The organism is Neobacillus soli NBRC 102451 (assembly GCF_001591665.1).
In the GTDB taxonomy this organism is placed as follows: Bacteria; Bacillota; Bacilli; order Bacillales; family Cytobacillaceae; genus Neobacillus; species Neobacillus soli.
In genome coordinates this window covers 145545-162993 of sequence record NZ_BCVI01000029.1, presented here as the reverse complement: position 1 = coordinate 162993, position 17449 = coordinate 145545, and the positions used below count along the sequence as shown (strand labels likewise).

Genomic DNA, 17449 nt, shown 5'->3' with positions numbered 1-17449 from the left:
TCCAATTTCCTGGGGAGTGCCTGGCACTTTTCTTGTTACAACTACAAACTATACTAACACCTTACATATTTGCGTTTGAAACCAAGCTTCTTCCCTCTATCTAATTCCTTTTGAATATTTTCGGAATCAAGCAAGAAGCTGCTTTTTTTCTTGTCCCTCCTGATTTCTACTGGGCCAACTACCTTTGTGGTTTCAACCGCCTTATCATGTAGCGAAAAATATGAAATTCCGACTGTATAAATAAAATTATTCATAGAGGATTTCGTTCGGTTAGGAGAATCGTGAATCGTATTTTCCACCTGTTCAAGCATACCGGCGATCTTACTTGTGCTAAATTCACCGTCCGGGCGATTACCCAAAATCCAGCAGTAACAGCTACATCCTGCCGACATTCTAAGTTCTTCACCGCATGCGATCCATTTATCGGCAACATTTGGCGCAATATCAGTTTCAGCCAACATTACAGTAACCACAAAATCGAAAAAAAGGGTCAGACCCCAGAGCGCTAAAGCGTTAGCACGACAGGAGTCTGACCCTAGAGCTTGAAGTTCTGTTTAAACAGAGAGGAAGACCAATACAAATGACAGCTAACCATGATCATTAACAGGGGAAAGAAGAGGAATCCTCCGAACTATGAAATTTACAGCGTGAAAATCGTATGTTAAGGATTGAAGATGAATATTTAAAAAAGCTAAGAGCCTTAATTCAGGAACCCATGGATACCGACAAAAGCAAGCGAAAGTAGTCACTGGATTAAGGGGGAAATATCGTTTATCTGAGATTTTGAAGGTCGTTGACCTTCCGAAAAGTGTGTATTTCTACTATTAAAATCATGAAGAAACCAATCATAGTGACCAAGAATTAATAAAGGAAATCAAAGCAATCAAAAAGGATAATCCAGCTTATGGATATAGACGCGTCCAACTTGAATTAAAAAATCGTGGATGGAAAATTGATTATAAAAGAGTTCAACGCATTATGCAGAAGCAGCACTTACAGTCACAAGCATATTCGAAACACAGTCGGAAATACAACTCATATAAAGGGACGATTGGTAAAATTGCCCCTAATCGGCTACATCGTCGGTTTAAAACAGATCGACCTTATCAAAAACTTAAAGTAGATGTCACAGAGTTACAATGGGGAGATAAATCCACAGTACACAGCTGTTATCTGGAACCTGTAATGGATCTCTATTCTGGTGAAATCCTGTCCTTTAACATTGATCTTCATCCTACTGTAAAATTTGCCTTAAAACCGTTATTTGAAGCCCTGGAGTCACTTCCTGAACTTAATTATCGGACAACTGTTCATTCGGACCAAGGGTTTCAATATCAACATCACAGCTGGGTAAAAGAGCTTAAGGAACATCATGTATTTCAAAGTATGTCACGTAAAGCAAAATCACTTCAGCACACCCTAAACAGGAATGACACACCTTATGAATTATAATTTTCCGGCTACTTTCTTTTATACAAATTGTGTTTCAAGAACTTTGAGATTTTGTTCGAATGGAGCAGATATGACTCCCTTTTCTGTAATGATACCTTTGATTAGATGGTTAGGTGTGATATCGAAAGAAGGATAAAGTGCCTTTGTTCCCTCTAGCGCAATCGGGGAATTGTTTATATGCGTGACTTCTGCAGCATCTCGGTATTCAATTTCGATTGAGTCCCCATTGTTGGTGTCGAAATCAATTGTATGGCTTGATGTAGCTGTATAGAAAGGAATATTATGTTCCTTTGCTGCTAAGGCATGCATATAAGTTCCCACCTTATTTGCTAAGTCCCCGTTACTAGCCACCCTGTCTGATCCGACGACAATCTTTTGGACCATTCCGTTTTTCATACAAAAGCCGGACATATTGTCGGTAATAAGAGTATGTGGTATTCCAAACTTTTTCAATTCGTACGTGGTGATTCGGGCTCCTTGCAAGTAGGGCCTTGTTTCACAGGCTATTACGTTTAAACTTTTTCCCTGATCAAAGGCCTTGCGTATGACAGACAAAGCACGTCCTCCATAACCTGATCCTCCAACTGCACCAGAATGGCAATGTGTCAAAATGGTATCGCCATCATCAATCAATGTTGCGCCATATTCTCCAAGCTTATGCTCAAATTCCAGCTGACGTTTTAAAATTTCTATAACCTTCGCTTCTACCTTTGAGGCCACTTCTTCTGGTTTTCCAGATACTGTGCTTAGGACCTCATCAACGGTTTTCATTAAATTTATCGCTGTTGGCCTTGTGCTCTTTAATAATTGTCCTGCCTGGTGAATCTCATGAATATGCCCCTTTGAATTTAATGCTGCTAAATAAATCCCATATGCTCCTGAAATGCCAAGTGCGCCTGAACCACGAATATTCATATCCTTTATTGCTTTAGCAAGATCCTCAACACTATGGATTGTATAATATTCCTCCTGAAACGGAAGTTTTAATTGATCCAAAATCTTCAAACTACCATTTTCAAACCAAATCGGGAGTAACAATTGATCATCCTTGAATTTTGATACGAGTTGATGGAGGTCATTCATTGTTATACTCCCTTTCTCATTGAGTTATTGGTACATTAACTGAATTTTTAATTTGAGAAGCTATAAATGCCTGTATTGCCGTCGCTTCTGTTAAATCCGCGATATTGTATGCAGATTCAAGTGTTGATCCTACTGCACAAATACCGTGGTTTTTCATTAATGTTACTTTTATATCAGGATATTCTTTGAACGCCTCTTTCACATAGTTTGCCAATTCCTTTGATCCAGAAGGTGCCTCTTCCACACATGGTACATATCCTAGTAATTTCCTTGCCGTTACTGTGGGTAAAGGTAAATCCATACCTAAGATCGAATAGCCGATTGAATAATTAGGGTGACAATGAACAACTGCATTCACATCGGGTCTTACTTTATAGATACCTAAATGAAAACCTATCTCTTTAGATGGTTTTCCCTGTCCTTCGATAACTTCGCCGTTCATATCGATGATTAGAGTATCTTCTCGAGAAACCTCCCCAAGGCTGATACCACTTCGCTTAATAAGTACATTGTCTGTACCTGGGATACGGACACTTATATTTCCTCCCGTTGCCTGGGTGTACCCTTTTTGGTAAACCTTATGAGATATATATTGGAGTTCTTTTTTTAAGAGATTGATATTCATTTTAATTTCTCCTCCAAACGATGAGATTGATACATATTTTTATAATATGGTAGTAATTCTTCTGCAAAAGTAAGGGACTCTTTACATGCTTGAAACATCTCTATACTCCGTTCCTTCACCTTAAGAATGACTTCATCCTCGTCAAATGATACGATTTTCCCTTGTCTCACCGTCCATTTTCCATCAATCATAACGGAATTAATAGATCGTCCGTTTTCATGAAAGACAAGCTGGGAAATCACATTATTTTCAGGTGACCAGATTGTGTTATTAGTGTTTAGAAGAACAAGATCGGCACAATATCCTTCACGAATCACACCTGTTTTTTGTTGATGACCCATGGCTTTTGCTCCGTTTTGCGTCACCATTCTAAACATGTCATCCACTTGAAGCCATTTCGTATAATCAGGTTCATACAGTCTATTCATCATAATTGCACTTCTCATGGTTTCCAAAAGATTATGCTGGGTTCCGCAATTGGAGGCGTCTGTTCCTAATGCAATATCTATTCCCTTGTTAACACACTCACCAATAGATGCTCTGCCACTGCCAAGGATCATGTTGCTATTGGGGTTATGAACAATCGTAGTATTTGCTTCATTTAATAATTCCATATCCTCTTCTGTAAGCCAAACTGCATGGGCAACGGACAGTTTTGGATTCACTAGCCCATGTTCTTTCAAGTAATTTAGAATTCCATCTAATTTCTTGTCTCCAACATCACGTTGAATTTTCGTTTCTAACAAATGCGTGTGAACAGATAAGTCATTTTCTTGACTTAACTTTTTACATACCTTTAACATTTCAGAACTGCACCGCTGTGGGGCATTGGGTCCGACTACAATTTTAATCTTACTGTTGTTTTTATGCTGCCATTCGCACAATAATTGTTGGTAAAATAGTTCCATTTCTCTGGGTGTGTGAATTTTTGCGGATTCTAATTTATTTACCATATTCTGAGGTAGTCTAATCGATAAGAATTGATGATCGGGTATATCGTGCATCATTGGAGCAAAAGAAACACGCATATTGGTTTTTTCATAGGCCCTTAAAGCAGCATGCGATCGTGAGATATGAGGAAAATGATCAATGCAGCCGGTAATGCCGTTTTTCATCATTTCACCCGCTCCTAATAAGACGGATAAATAAATATCCTCTTCTTGCAAAGAGTGACCATATGCTACCGTATATAAAGACCATAGCTCAAGAGGGAGATTACTTTCAGTGCCTTTAAGCAAATTTGAATAAGAATGATAATGAGCATTAATCATTCCAGGTATCACTAACATTCCGTCTGCCCTAACTACTTCATCTGCCTGGTTATAGGGATGTTCCTCCATCCATAATCCCGGAATGATCTTTTGTATGAGACCTCTGTCAACAAAGATACTTCCTATAAAAGCTTTGGCGGGTATTTCGGCCGACACAATTGTTGCGTTTTGAATAAAGGTAGACATTTATACCAGAACCCCCCATTCAAAGATTGGATATTACAAAAATAAGAATCACAGTTGGCTAATGTTTGTCATTCTCATATCCATTTTTGGAGATCTGAGATGTTATTTTCTTGCTAAGGCTGCTCTTTCATAGGCTTCATGACATCGGCACGAATCCTTGCTATATACCAGGTCGATTGCTTTTATCATTAGTGTCTTAACAATTTCCTTTTTACTTTCACTCACTTCTTTATGAGCCTTTAGTGAAAGTTTTTGATTTGATATACCGGGAGCCATATTTGTAGCTAAAGTTACTACCGCATAACACATACCTAATTCTCTCGATAACGAGGCTTCTGTAGCATTTGTCATTCCCACAACATCCATTCCCCAGTTGGAGAACACCTCTACCTCTGCTTTCGTTTCATAGCGTGGTCCATCAACGCAAATTAGCTTCGTATCTTTCTTCAAAGGTTCGCCGATTTGTTCCGCTGCCCGAATGTAAACATCTTTTAATTCTGAACAAAAAGGCTCAGTAATATCTACTGAAAATTCCCCATATGATCTTACTCTTGTGGTAAAGTCAAAAAACTGATCAAGTAAACATAGACTTCCAACGTTGATATCTGGATTTATAGCCCCAACTGCAGAAAATGCTAGGATTCGTTCGATCCCTAGTTCTTTTAGAGCCATCATGTTAGCTCGGTAATTGACATAAGGAGCAAGTGTATTGTGGTGCTTACCGTGACGCGGAAGAAAATAGACATCTTTTCCTTTGTATAGAGTATGGAAAATGGTAACTTCTCCATATTCTGTTTTGATGATTTGTTCATACATATTGTTGAATAAATCATAAAAGCCTGTTCCTCCAATGATTCCTATCTTCACTTAAAACACCTCTTCCAATGAATTTATATGACAAATTGGCTTTGTTAAACGATTGCCCACATTTACATTCTGTTTCACCCGTAAAGTTTTCCAGTGTTTTCAAAATCAATTGTTTTACTTTATGTTTGTTGGATTCAGCTACCCTTTTGTGTGTTGCAAGATCCGGTGGAACATCTGAAGTGCCGGTGGCAATATCAGTTGATAGTGTTACAACAGAAAAACACATTCCAAGTTCTCTAGTTAAAACAGCTTCTGTAGAATTTGTCATTCCAACAACATCCATTCCCCATGAAGCAAATACTTGTAACTCATTACGAGTTTCATAGATGGGGCCGTCTACACAGATTAAAGTGGTGTCTTCATAAATTTTTTGTTCGATTTGTCCTGCTGCTTGTTTGATGGTTTCTTGTAATTTAGGACAAAAAGGATCAGTTATATCTGCAGAAAATTGTCCATAACTTGTGCTACGCCTTCTTGTAAAATCAACGAATTGATTAAGTAATGATAAGCCTCCAACTGGTATTTCTCTGTTAATCGATCCTACAGCAGAGACTGCAATGATTTGATTGACGCCTGTCTTTTTTAAGGCCATTATATTTCCTTTGTAATTAACATCTGGAGCTAGTACTCCGTGCCCCGTCCCATGTCTTGGGAGAAAATATATTTCATTCCCGGCATAATGGCTTTTAAAAAGAGTGATTTTCCCGTAATCCGTTTCAATTTCTATCTCCTCTAGGCTGTCAAACAAGTCGTAAAAGCCTGTGCCACCGATTAGGCCAATCTTCATCATCCAACCTCCTCATCCCTGGATCTTTCCGATTATTAACTCTATTATTGTCGCCCCAAGCCGAACCCCTAAAATAGCCATCACTCCTGACAAGGCGCTGGGATAGGGAGTTTAACAAATTTGAAAATCATCCCTACAATAAGTCCACTTAAAAGTGCGAGTCCGATTTCTTTCATACCTTTTCACTTTCCAAAACAAGTTCTTTTGGCGCTGCTTGGTGCTGGGGTACCTTGCATAAGAAATCAAAATCACAACCTTTATCAGCTTGAAGAACATGCTGACGATAGAGGTAAGGGTAACCTCTCTGATAGTTAGTAAATACAGGAGGGTTCCAATTTTGTTTTCGTTCCATTAACTCCTCTTCAGAGATTAAAAGATCTAGTTTTCTATTATTCACATCGAGTTCAATCCAGTCACCTTCTTGGATTAACCCGATCGGCCCTCCGATGGCAGCTTCAGGCGCTACATGTAAAACAACTGTTCCAAACGCTGTTCCACTCATCCGACAATCTGAGATTCTAACCATATCCCGAATACCTTTCTTAAGAAGTTTTTCTGGAATTGGGATCATCCCCGCCTCAGGCATTCCAGGTGCTCCAACTGGTCCTGCATTTTGTAAAACGAGAACACTGTCTGGAGTGACATCTAGATCCTGATCGTTAATTCGTTTTTCCATATCCTCAATCGAGGTGAAAACGATGGCTCTGCCTTTATGAGAGAGCAAAGCTTTATTTATAGCAGCTTTTGGTTTTATAATCGCACCGTTTGGAGCTAAGTTGCCTTGAAGAACAGCAATTCCTCCGTCTTTGTATAACGGCTCATCCAGTGGTTTGACTATATGACGGTATTCCTTTTCAATTTCTACATTTTCTAGGTTCTCCTTGTGTGTCTTACCTGTAACTGTTTTTTCGTCCATATGGAGCAAAGGAGACAATTCTTTCATTACAGCTGGAATTCCCCCAGCATATGCAAGATCCTGCATTTGATAGGCTCCTGCTGGTCTCATATTTGCAATGAATGGGGTCGTTTTACTTAATTGATCAAATTCACTTAATGTAAGTTCTATTCCTAACCGACCTGCAATGGCAATCAAATGAACGACCGCATTGGTAGATCCGCCGACTGCCATTAATACTCTAATCGCATTTTCAAAGGCTTCTTTCGTCATAATTTGAGAAGGACGTATGTCATTCTTTACTAATTGTACAATTACTCTTCCTGTTTCCTCAGCTTGACGCATCCTTTCATTAGCTGTTGCAGGTACACACGCGCCGCCCGGTAGCATCATTCCAAGTGCCTCTGTACAAGCAGCAATTGTACTTGCTGATCCCATGACCATACAATGACCTGCCGTTGGCGCAAGTCTTTCATTGATTTTATCTAATTCTTCTTCATCAACCGTTCCCGCCTTGTATTCCTGCCAAAAATGTCTGCAATCGGAACAGGCGCCTAACGTTTGACCTTTGTATTCTCCATTATTCATCGGGCCTCCCGTATAGGCAATAGCAGGTTTATCAGCACTAGATGCACCCATTAATTGAGCTGGAAGCATTTTGTCACACCCTCCAATTAACACGGTACCATCGATAGGTTGAGCTGATATCATTTCCTCTGTATCCATAGCTACCAGGTTTCGATATAGCATAGTGGTTGGGCTTGTAAACATCTCACCAACTGAAATCGTCGGGAATTCAAGAGGAATACCACCTTCCATAATGACTCCGCGTTTGATTGCCTCAATCATTGGTTTGATATGGCTATGGCAACGGTTTATTTCACTGAAAGTATTACAAATTCCAATCGTTGGTTTCTCGAAATCTTCTACTCTATGACCAAGGTGGCGACTAAACGCTCTCTTAATAAATTGGCTAAATCCAGCATCACCATATGACGTGCTTGATTTCTTCATCCCTTCTCCTCCTAGCTATTTTAAAGTTAATTCGCCTTTTTCATCGAAAGATAGATACGTTGGCTCTGATTTAATGCTCACTTTGCCTCTTATGTCCAGCAATACGGATTCTGATAAATACATCTCTTCTAATTCAAGAGTGTTGTCAATAATAGCTATCCTTAATTTAAGAGGATCATCTACAGCTAAGCTACTGATGGCAGCTACAATCGATTTCTCGTCATTATCCATTACAATAGGAATCATGGCTCGCTGGACATAAGTACTTGTAATACAATTCAAATAAGTTTTTTCGCGATCTATTTTTTGAAACAATTTTTCAGTTGTAAAGTCGGCCAGGCCTACTCCTGTTGCGTTTCCATGTGAGGAATCGTCGAGGTCTAATACTGTAATTCTGGATATTTTGGGATTTTTTGGTTCCGGAGTGCCGAAGATTTTATTTCTGCCGATTACATTTGTATCCATTCCGGTTCCGCTGAAGTTTTTACCCATATTTTTAATGACTAAAAGATCGAGTTGCTCTACTGGGAGCCTCGGAAAGTACTTTTTTGATAAAAGAAGCAGTTCCTGCTCCTTTTCAATTATGTTATCGGGTACGATAACGTTTAAATGTGCGGTTTGATCATAACCATTTTCAACAATTCCTATTCCTGCGAGCACCTTACCGGTTTTTAAAAAGGTACCTCCTACCTCGCGAACAGCTTCGGACATCTTTGATGGACCTTGCTTATGTAATTGGTTAGCGCCTTTTGCCTTGCCGAGTCCAACCGTAATCATTTTTAACAAGCCGCTTTCATTAGGTCCTCTAAAAGCTGTGTGTAATTTGATTCGGTTTAGAACAATAATTCCATCGGATTCCCAGGCATAACGATCACAATAAACGGTAAAACCACTAGGGGTTTTACCGACTTCAACTACTTCGGAGGAGGTGAAGACGGGACACCCGACCGTCTCCTCCAAGAATCCAAGGCTTTTTAAGACGTCCAATTGGCCTTCAGGAGTTCCGCCTCCATGACTTCCCATGGCTCCAATAACAAATGGTTTTGCGCCTTTATTTTGTAAGTATTCAACTATTGTTTTTACAATGAGAACTCGATTCGTTATGCCTCTGCTCCCCACTGTAATAGCAATTGAAGATCCAGACTTCACCTGTGGGAAGTGTTGTTCTAATTCCTTTTGAAGATAATCCTGTACATCAGGAATTTGATTTTTCGGGAACTCTTGTCTCACTTTCACCATTTTAGGTGTGATCATATCTAATTCACCCTTTAGTAATTTGTGTCTTTTACAGCTAATGAAACATATTTCATTTCTAAAAACTCCTTGATTCCTTCAGGACCGCCTTCTCTCCCTAGTCCAGATTCTTTTACACCACCAAATGGGGCTTCTGCTGTCCCTGGGAATACGTCATTAATACCGACTATTCCGTACTCCAGCTTTTCCATGACGGTAATGGCTCTGTTCAAGTCATTCGTAAAGAGGAAGGCTGCAAGGCCGTAATTGGTATCGTTGGCTGCGTCAATGACCTCTTCCATATTCGTAAAGCTTTGTACCGGAACGACAGGGCCAAATGTTTCTTGAAACATAATTTTCATGTCGTTGGTAACGTTACTTAGAATAGTAGGTTCATAGAAATAGCCTCCAGGTCCATACCACTGGTTTCCTCCGAATTTAACTTCAGCTCCTTTGGAAATAGCATCTTTTACTTGGTCTTTTACTTTTCGTAATCCATTCTCATCAATTAGAGGTCCTATATCGGTACCTTCATCTAAACCATTTCCTAATTTTAGATTACTAACCTTTTCCTGTAGCTTTTGCATAAACCGATCTTTAACCGATTCGTGAACATAAATTCGATTTGTACAAATACATGTTTGTCCGCAGTTTCTGAATTTACTTAAGACGGCTTGTTCTGCAGCTAAGTCTAAATCGGCATCTTCGAATACCAATAATGGCGCATGTCCACCGAGTTCTAGTGCCAATTTTTTAACGTTTAGGGCGCTACCTCTCATTAGTGTTTTTCCAACTTCCGTTGATCCTGTAAACGTAATAAGACGCACATCCGAGCTCTTCATAAGCTCCTCACCGATCTCTACAGGATCACCTGTTACTAAGTTGATGACTCCATCTGGGAGACCTACTTCTTCGAATATTCTAACGATTTCAATCGCACTTAAAGGTGTTTGCTCCGCCGGCTTCAGTACAACTGTACATCCGCTTGCTATAGCAGGAGCCACTTTTCGAGTGATCATAGCAGATGGGAAGTTCCACGGTGTAATAGCCGCTACAACCCCAATTGGTTGGGGAACCACCCATAGTCGTTTATTTTTTTTAGAGGCAGGGATCATTTCCCCGTATACTCTAACAGCTTCCTCCGCATTCCATAACAGGAAGCTGGCGGCAAATTCAATTTCACCGCGGGCCTCATTTAATGACTTTCCTTGTTCCATCGTAAGTATTTTTGCTAGTTTTTCTTTTCTATCCATCATCAATTGGTATGCTTTATATAAAAACTGTGATCTCTCTCGTGCCGTCTTTTCAGCCCAACCTGGAAAGGCATTTTTAGCCGACTGAATGGCTTTTTTTGCATCTTCGCCATTTCCATTTGGGATTTCAGCAATTTTTTCAAAAGTTGCTGGATTAAATACTTCTATTACTTTATTGTTTTCCGGTCCGATCCATTGGCCATTAATATACATTCCGTTAATAGTTTCAACTAACATGGTTTGCTACCTCCTATTAATCTAATGCTTTTTATTTGGTAACCATAGATGGGAACCAATAATTCTTCTTACGCTTTTTCTTTACTTCATCCCATTCGGCAAGAATCTGAGTTGCTAGATTACCAACTCGAATACTCTTTTCGACACCACCATATGTGAATTCATCACGAATTCGGTTCGCTACTACTGTACATACCGATCCTGCTCTTAAATTGTATAGATTAGCTAGAGTAAAGATGGTTGCAGCTTCCATTTCAAAGTTCAAAACACCTGCACGATTCAAATCTTTAACTTTATTTTCAAAGAAGGTCTGCTTATAATCCTTGAAACCTGGTCTTCCTTGACCACAATACCAAGAGGCAGCTGAGCATGAAATTCCTACATGATAGGTATAACCAAGCTGTTCTGCTGCTTCTACCAAGGCCGATGTTACTTCATAATGAGCACTAGCTGGATAAAGATCATCCACATAATATGAACTTGTACCGTCATGTCTAACAGCAGCCGAAGAAATAATTAAGTCTCCAGGGGAAATATGTTCTTGAATCGCTGCTGTAGTTCCAACTCGGATAAATGTGTCTCCGCCTAATGTGGCTAGTTCTTCAAAGGCGCTAGCTGTTGAACCGCCACCTGCACCAGTCGAACAAGCAGAAATTTCAACTCCTCCAGTTTTTCCGGTGAAAGTACGATGTTCACGATAATTGGCAACTTTTCTTGATTCTTCCCATTCTTCAGCAATCGTATCGACTCTTTCTGGATCACCCGGAAGTAATACATACTTGGCGATATCGCCTTCTTTACAACGAATATGATATTGTAGTCCTTCATCCATTACAGGCTTAGTTGCTTGTGATTTCCAAGTGCTCATTTGTATACCACCTCATTAGTATTTTTTGTTACAATGAATCCATCCTCATCGTTGAAGTCTAGCATTGGTGCAATAGTCGAAATATTTTCCTCTGAACAAATCTTGATATCTTCTATAGTATTAATTCTCCTCATCGTTTCCCCACTGCCTGAATCTTCGAAGGAAGTAATGGCATTGGGATAAACGGAGAGTAGGTGTTGACTAATTTTAGCTGAATCCTTCAAAATAGGATTGCGATTAAGAGAATGGGCTATTTCTTTCCCGTACTCGATTAAAGTGCCTGCCGTAAATACGTCATCAATTGCGATGATTCTACCACTTTCTCTTCCGGCACATACGATAGTAATATTTTTCTTTGATTCAATCGCAAGCTTAACGGCCTTTTCCATGACAGCTTTAGCATTATGAAGAGCTCCGATTAGAATTTGCTTAATTCCGGCATTCCAGAGCGTTATTCCGGCTAGTGTCCCATTTGTTGTTTTCAATATGACTCTCTTATTATTCAAATTCATTGGACGGATTGAAATAAGGGATGGGCTGAACTGTGCATCTTTAGAGACTCTTCCGTCCAACTCCTCAGCACACACTAGGGTTTCATTTAACTTATGAACAGGGGTGCCCTTCATTGTTTTCTTCTCATCACTTGTTAAAATAATCTCCGTACAGCCTTTATCTAGCATCGTCACCATTGCACTTGTTGCTCTTAGAACATCAATCAGAACGCAAATTTGTGAACTATCCTTAACGGCTTTGGGAATAAACGCTACTTCGAACTCAAGTTCCTCCATTTAATCAATCTCCCCCTTTAAATAAAACGTAATACTACTAAACAAACAGTAAGGGTAATCCATGCCCCCGCAAATAAGATGCCTTGTTTACTAAAATTGATGGTCCGGATATAAGTCCGATCCGCATATGCACCGTAACCTTTTGACTCCATTGTGTTAGCAGTAACCTGTACTCTTCGAATCGCTCCCATTAATAAAGGCAAAGAAAACCGTTTTAAGTTCTCAATTTTGTTCTTTAATCCTTTCTGCTTCCCTACCCCTCTAATCTTCTGAGCAGCCTCAATAATTTTTGCTTCACTTTCAAGGGTTGGTACAAAACGCAAAGCGACAAACAGAGAATAAGCATAACGATAAGGTATTTTTAACTTTTGTGTTAACGAGATGACAATATCTCTAGGATCACTCGTTGCAACAAAGATTAAAGACGATGTAAAAATGGTTAAAATACGAAATGTAATCGCGGTAGCAAAGTCAAGCGACTCTTTATGAATTACAAGCGGCCCGATTGAGTAAACAACGGTTTCACCAGGCACCAACAGTGTTTGAATAATGAAGAAACCTATACTGAATAGTGCCATTATCCAAATGCCGCGTATTACAAAGGTAAAGCTTAAGTTAGCCAATAATATTGCTGTCAACAGCATAACTGCGAATAAAATCAATTGAGGGATAGCGCTTTCATAAATAAACACAAGAACCGAAATACACATCATCCAGACTACTTTCGTTATTGGGTCTATTCGATGCATAAATGATTTTTTCTCATGGTACTGGAAGGCAAGACTCATAAGGCCTCTTTCACCCTTTCTGCAGTCTGAATAAATTGATCGATTGTAATAATACCTTGTTTTAGCTGAACATTAGATAGAGCTTTAGCTAATTGTGAAATTGGCGGTTCAATTAATGAAGCTTTTTTTAATACATGATCTTGTACGAAGAGCTCCTTTACACCACCATTAAAAATCATTTGTCCATTATTCATAACGATCGCGCTATTAGCCCATTTACACACCAGTCGTATATCATGTGTGATCATTATTACAGTCTTACCTTGGCTCTGTAAATCGTGGCACAGTTCAAGTAGCTTTGTAGCACTTGCGTAATCCTGTCCGGTAGTAGGCTCGTCCAAAATGACAATGTCCTGACCTAGGATTAAGGAAGCAACTACACTTAGACGTCTCTTTTCTCCTCCACTTAATACAAATGGATGCTTATCCTTTTGATCCAATAGGTTAATCATATTTAATGCTTTATTACCCTCATCTATAATCTCCTGAGGCAGCTCATGGCCTCTACCCACTTTATTTTTAACTTTTAGACTATAGATAGTTTCTTCAAATACGTTATCTGCAACAAATTGATGTTCTGGATTTTGAAAAACATATCCGATATGATCAGTCATCTCAAGTAAGTCCCTTTTATGAATATCCTTGCCATTCACAAAAACAGATCCCTTAGGGGGTGAGATGATTCCCATTAAATGTTTAACAAGTGTTGTTTTCCCAGACCCATTTGTGCCGAGTATTGCAACAAATTCACCTTTTTTGATGGAGAAGTTCACATCATATAACGCTTTCGTTCCATTTGGGTAATGATAAGTTAAATGTTTTACTGTAATTGCATCGGAGATTGATTCATCGTTGTAGGAAGGTTTCTCAACAAGCTTATTAACCTCCCATCTCCCTTTTAATTCAGCTACAGCATCCTCAACCGAAATGGGAAATTGATTAAAATTAAATCCAATCTCTTTCAACCTTACGCATAATTCAGAAATCTCGGGCACCCATAAGCCCATTTCCGTTAATTTATCAATAGAGTTTTCAAGTACATGTTGTGGTGAACCAGCTGATATAACGGAGCCATCTTCCATGACAAGTAGGCGATCGACAAGATGAATCAGATCGTCAATTTTATTTTCTACAACCACAATCGTATGGCCATAATCTTGGTGGAGGACTTTTAATAGATCAAAAATATCCTTTGTAGCCTGGGGGTCGAGGTTGGCTGTGGCATTGTCTAATACAAGGATTTTAGGCTTCATAGCTAGCACGGAAGCAATGCCGACTTTTTGCTTTTGTCCTCCGGATAGTTCAAAAACCTTTCGATGTTCAAAACCTAGCATTCCTACTTTTTCTAGTGAATCAACTATTCTATTACGAATTTCATCTGGATGAACTTTTAAATTTTCTGGAGCAAAGGCAACTTCATCTTCAACATAAATGTTGCATAATTGAGCATCAGGATCCTGGAAAACTAAGCCCATACTTGTAGATAAATCCTTTAATTCAAGGTTTAGTACATCCTTGTCATCAACTTTAATTTCACCCTCAATGGTTCCTTCCAAAACATTCGGAATGATGCCATTAAAAGTTTGACATACCGTACTTTTTCCAGATCCACTTGGTCCAACAATAAGTACGAACTCTCCTTTATAAATTTCTAACGATAAATTCTTGAGGACTGGTTCAGTTTCATCTTCATAAGTGTATGAAACATTTTTAAGCTGGATAATCGGTTCCATCCTACTTCACCTCTTTTGCTTTTCGGTCCTTATCAATCTTGAAACCTTTTAATAAATTTGTTTTTACTAAAATGTCCCCAATCAATTTGCTTAGCCATCCGGAAGTCACGATTCCGCTTAAGCAACGTACTCCAAAAGCAAGTAAAAGAATTGACATTCCCCATTTGTAATATCCAAACCAGAAACTAGAAATCACAAACCATACTGGCACCGCCAAAATCCCTGATACAGAGACGCTGAGCCAATCCCAACGTTTATAACGAAATAGTGCAAAACCCAATTCAACGCCCAATCCATCCGTTACTGCTGCAGTAATCGAAATTAATCCATTTGGGTTCCCTGATAAGATTTGAACAACTCCAGCAAGTGTTAATGTGAAAAGTGCAGCCCCAGGTTTCCGAATAATGTACGCAGCTAAAACACCAGAAATACTATAAAGACCAAGAGTAATAGACGTTAATATAGGGCCTCCTAAAGCAGTTAGTAATTGATTTAACATTGCTAAATAAGTCATTGCTACCCCATTTACAATTGCCAAAATTGCCATTAATACAATATCCACTGTGGTAAATCTGTTTGCTTTAGCTTTCTTTTTCGGACTTTGAACCACTTTTACTGTTTCACCCATTTAAACATAGCCCCCTTAGAAATAATAATTTGCTGGTGCAAAAGTAGCAGGGTTGATTTCTTCCTTCATTACCCTCTTTTGCGTACAACATTAAATTCAAGTTTGTCGCTTAAATAATAGCTTTCAGAATACAGAACAGGTATACCGGTGTTGGAGTAATGAATTTGTTTCAATAAGAGAAGCGCTTGTTTTTCTTTTAGATCGAGTTTTGATTCGATTTTTTCGTTACTGATAACTGCTTTTATAGTGCAAATAGAAAATGAAACCTTCATGTCATATTTTTCTAGGAATTCAAGTAAGGACTCATAATATTTTTCTCGATATTCGTTTTCCATCCCCCCCTTGTAAAGTATATAGTCCTCAACGTAAACGACAGGCTCCCCATCGGCTGTTCGAACCCTTTCAATATAAAAGACATGATTATCATTTTCCTCTAATGTTAATTTTGATTTTACTTTTGCACTTGCCTGAATGACATCAGATTTAACATTTTTAGTACCAGGTTGATATCCATGGGATTTAATAATATTTGTTGAACTTTCGAGAGTTGTAATTGTCGTTTCAAGATTCTTTTTTGATGCAATTACAAAGGTTCCTACACCTTGCCTACTAAACAACACCCCTTCTTGTTCTAGCGTTTTGATTGCTTCACGAATTGTGTTGCGACTAACACCTAATTGGTTTGAAAGTTTTTGCTCCGGAGGTATTTTTTGCATAGGCTCGAATTGTTCTTTAATAAGTTTCAAAATTTCATCACGTGCCTGAAGGTATAAACTGCGATGCGAAATTTTCATATTAAAATTTCCTTCCTGAGTATTTTTACTGCCACCTTATGTGGTCATCCTATGTTGGTCATCCTACAACAAGGATAAACCCAATATTCTGAAAAGTCAATGTAGTTTGTTAATTATTGTGAAAGTTTTTTTATGGTGTTAAATTTTACGGACATGTTTGGATTTTTTTATAAGAAGTTCAAAAAGATGGACTTGAAATGGCAAGCTTTCCTTTGAGTTATTTGCAGCTTGAAGTCCTTTTGGAAAAAATATTGGAGAATTGAGGATCGTGTAAGAGAAAAAACGGGTTAATTTTTTTATAATTATGAATTAATATATGGATCAACAAATATTATGTAGAAATGAACAACGCAATGTTAGAAAGGTCTTATTAATATTTATAATTTCAATAGTAATAAATACTGCTGGTATTGGTGTAGGCTAGGTCTTTGCAAAGACATATCAAAAAAAAATAAATAAATCCAAAGAGATTGCTTTATTATCGGGACTTGGGAATACAGGATTTATTGGGATCCCTTTATGTACATTATTACTAGGTCCAGAAGGTGCTTTTTATGCTGCCATATTCGATGCAGGTGTAGATATAACACTTTGGACTATTGGTATATTTATACTTCAGGAGACCAGACTTTCAAGAACAAAGGCTTTAAAGACAATGATTAATATTCCAAATCTTGCAATTGTCCTTGGCCTTACCATTACTTACTTTCAATTAACACCACCACCCATTGTGGTTGACTTAACTGACCGGATTGCAGCATTAGCTTCACCTATGGCAATGTTTTATATCGGTATACTATTAATGTCTTTAAAATCAAAGAAAGGAAACTACGGAAAAATCACCTGGATTCCTATTTCAGTAAAATTAATTATCTTACTCTATTAACAATTATTTTATTAAGCTTTATAGCTATAAACAAACTAATTTTCCAAACTATTATTATTCA

At 38.5% G+C, this 17449-nt stretch carries 17 protein-coding genes and 1 pseudogene; 2 read left to right on the top strand and 16 right to left on the bottom strand.

All coding sequences use genetic code 11. The annotated features are described in order from the left end of the window. Nucleotides 1-53 precede the first annotated feature (53 nt). Nucleotides 54-479: pseudogene (locus tag BSO02S_RS11610) on the bottom strand (DNA alkylation repair protein); the annotation flags it as partial. 385 nt (nt 480-864) lie between these two features. Here BSO02S_RS11610 and BSO02S_RS11605 point away from each other — a divergent pair. Beyond that, nucleotides 865-1452 (top strand): DDE-type integrase/transposase/recombinase, encoded by a 588-nt coding sequence (locus tag BSO02S_RS11605; RefSeq protein ID WP_268875995.1) that lies wholly within the window; start codon nt 865-867, stop codon nt 1450-1452. 18 nt (nt 1453-1470) lie between these two features. Here BSO02S_RS11605 and mtnA read toward each other — a convergent pair whose 3' ends face one another. The 15 genes from mtnA to BSO02S_RS11530 all read right to left on the bottom strand — a co-directional run bounded on the left by mtnA (nt 1471) and on the right by BSO02S_RS11530 (nt 16502). Beyond that, nucleotides 1471-2535, bottom strand: coding sequence for an S-methyl-5-thioribose-1-phosphate isomerase (mtnA, locus tag BSO02S_RS11600; protein ID WP_066066937.1), 1065 nt, complete (start codon nt 2533-2535; stop codon nt 1471-1473). A 16-nt stretch (nt 2536-2551) separates the two neighbouring features. Beyond that, entirely contained in the window at nt 2552-3160 is a 609-nt protein-coding gene (locus BSO02S_RS11595; protein WP_066066934.1) for a class II aldolase/adducin family protein, read from the bottom strand. Further along, nucleotides 3157-4617 (bottom strand): amidohydrolase family protein, encoded by a 1461-nt coding sequence (locus BSO02S_RS11590; RefSeq protein WP_066066932.1) that lies wholly within the window; start codon nt 4615-4617, stop codon nt 3157-3159. The genes BSO02S_RS11595 and BSO02S_RS11590 overlap by 4 nt, the downstream gene beginning before the upstream one ends. Before the next feature lie 102 nt (nt 4618-4719). Beyond that, on the bottom strand, nt 4720-5484 hold the full coding sequence (locus tag BSO02S_RS11585) for an MTAP family purine nucleoside phosphorylase (RefSeq protein WP_066066931.1): 765 nt from the start codon (nt 5482-5484) through the stop codon (nt 4720-4722). Beyond that, entirely contained in the window at nt 5447-6271 is an 825-nt protein-coding gene (locus tag BSO02S_RS11580; protein WP_066066929.1) for an MTAP family purine nucleoside phosphorylase, read from the bottom strand. Before BSO02S_RS11580 ends, BSO02S_RS11585 begins: the two co-directional genes overlap by 38 nt. 80 nt (nt 6272-6351) lie before the next feature. Then, nucleotides 6352-6402, bottom strand: a complete 51-nt coding sequence (locus tag BSO02S_RS28475) for a hypothetical protein (RefSeq protein ID WP_342352022.1) — start codon at nt 6400-6402, stop codon at nt 6352-6354. Nucleotides 6403-6443: 41 nt separating this feature from the next. Then, the gene (locus BSO02S_RS11570; protein WP_066066927.1) at nt 6444-8180 is read right to left on the bottom strand and encodes an IlvD/Edd family dehydratase; all 1737 of its coding nucleotides are present in this window, start codon (nt 8178-8180) and stop codon (nt 6444-6446) included. Between the two features lie 15 nt (nt 8181-8195). Further along, nucleotides 8196-9434 carry a nickel pincer cofactor-dependent isomerase, group 22 gene (locus BSO02S_RS11565; protein WP_066066923.1) on the bottom strand — a complete coding sequence of 413 codons (1239 nt, stop codon included), beginning with the start codon at nt 9432-9434 and terminating at the stop codon, nt 8196-8198. Between the two features lie 14 nt (nt 9435-9448). After that, nucleotides 9449-10903, bottom strand: a complete 1455-nt coding sequence (locus tag BSO02S_RS11560; RefSeq protein WP_066066922.1) for an NAD-dependent succinate-semialdehyde dehydrogenase — start codon at nt 10901-10903, stop codon at nt 9449-9451. 31 nt (nt 10904-10934) lie between these two features. Further along, the gene (locus tag BSO02S_RS11555; protein ID WP_066066920.1) at nt 10935-11771 is read right to left on the bottom strand and encodes a nucleoside phosphorylase; all 837 of its coding nucleotides are present in this window, start codon (nt 11769-11771) and stop codon (nt 10935-10937) included. Then, on the bottom strand, nt 11768-12559 hold the full coding sequence (locus BSO02S_RS11550) for a 2-phosphosulfolactate phosphatase (protein WP_066066919.1): 792 nt from the start codon (nt 12557-12559) through the stop codon (nt 11768-11770). The genes BSO02S_RS11555 and BSO02S_RS11550 overlap by 4 nt, the downstream gene beginning before the upstream one ends. A gap of 17 nt (nt 12560-12576) precedes the next feature. After that, nucleotides 12577-13347 carry an energy-coupling factor transporter transmembrane component T family protein gene (locus BSO02S_RS11545; protein WP_066066917.1) on the bottom strand — a complete coding sequence of 257 codons (771 nt, stop codon included), beginning with the start codon at nt 13345-13347 and terminating at the stop codon, nt 12577-12579. Then, complete coding sequence (locus BSO02S_RS11540; RefSeq protein ID WP_066066915.1) at nt 13344-15080, bottom strand: ABC transporter ATP-binding protein; 1737 nt, start codon at nt 15078-15080, stop codon at nt 13344-13346. The genes BSO02S_RS11545 and BSO02S_RS11540 overlap by 4 nt, the downstream gene beginning before the upstream one ends. 1 nt (nt 15081) lies before the next feature. Further along, complete coding sequence (locus BSO02S_RS11535; protein ID WP_066066913.1) at nt 15082-15708, bottom strand: ECF transporter S component; 627 nt, start codon at nt 15706-15708, stop codon at nt 15082-15084. 68 nt (nt 15709-15776) lie between these two features. After that, nucleotides 15777-16502: a GntR family transcriptional regulator gene (locus BSO02S_RS11530; protein WP_066066909.1), complete on the bottom strand. Its 726-nt coding sequence runs from the start codon at nt 16500-16502 to the stop codon at nt 15777-15779. A 451-nt stretch (nt 16503-16953) separates the two neighbouring features. Here BSO02S_RS11530 and BSO02S_RS28470 point away from each other — a divergent pair, with 451 nt between their 5' ends. After that, nucleotides 16954-17388, top strand: a complete 435-nt coding sequence (locus BSO02S_RS28470) for an AEC family transporter (protein WP_342352021.1) — start codon at nt 16954-16956, stop codon at nt 17386-17388. Nucleotides 17389-17449 lie beyond the last annotated feature (61 nt).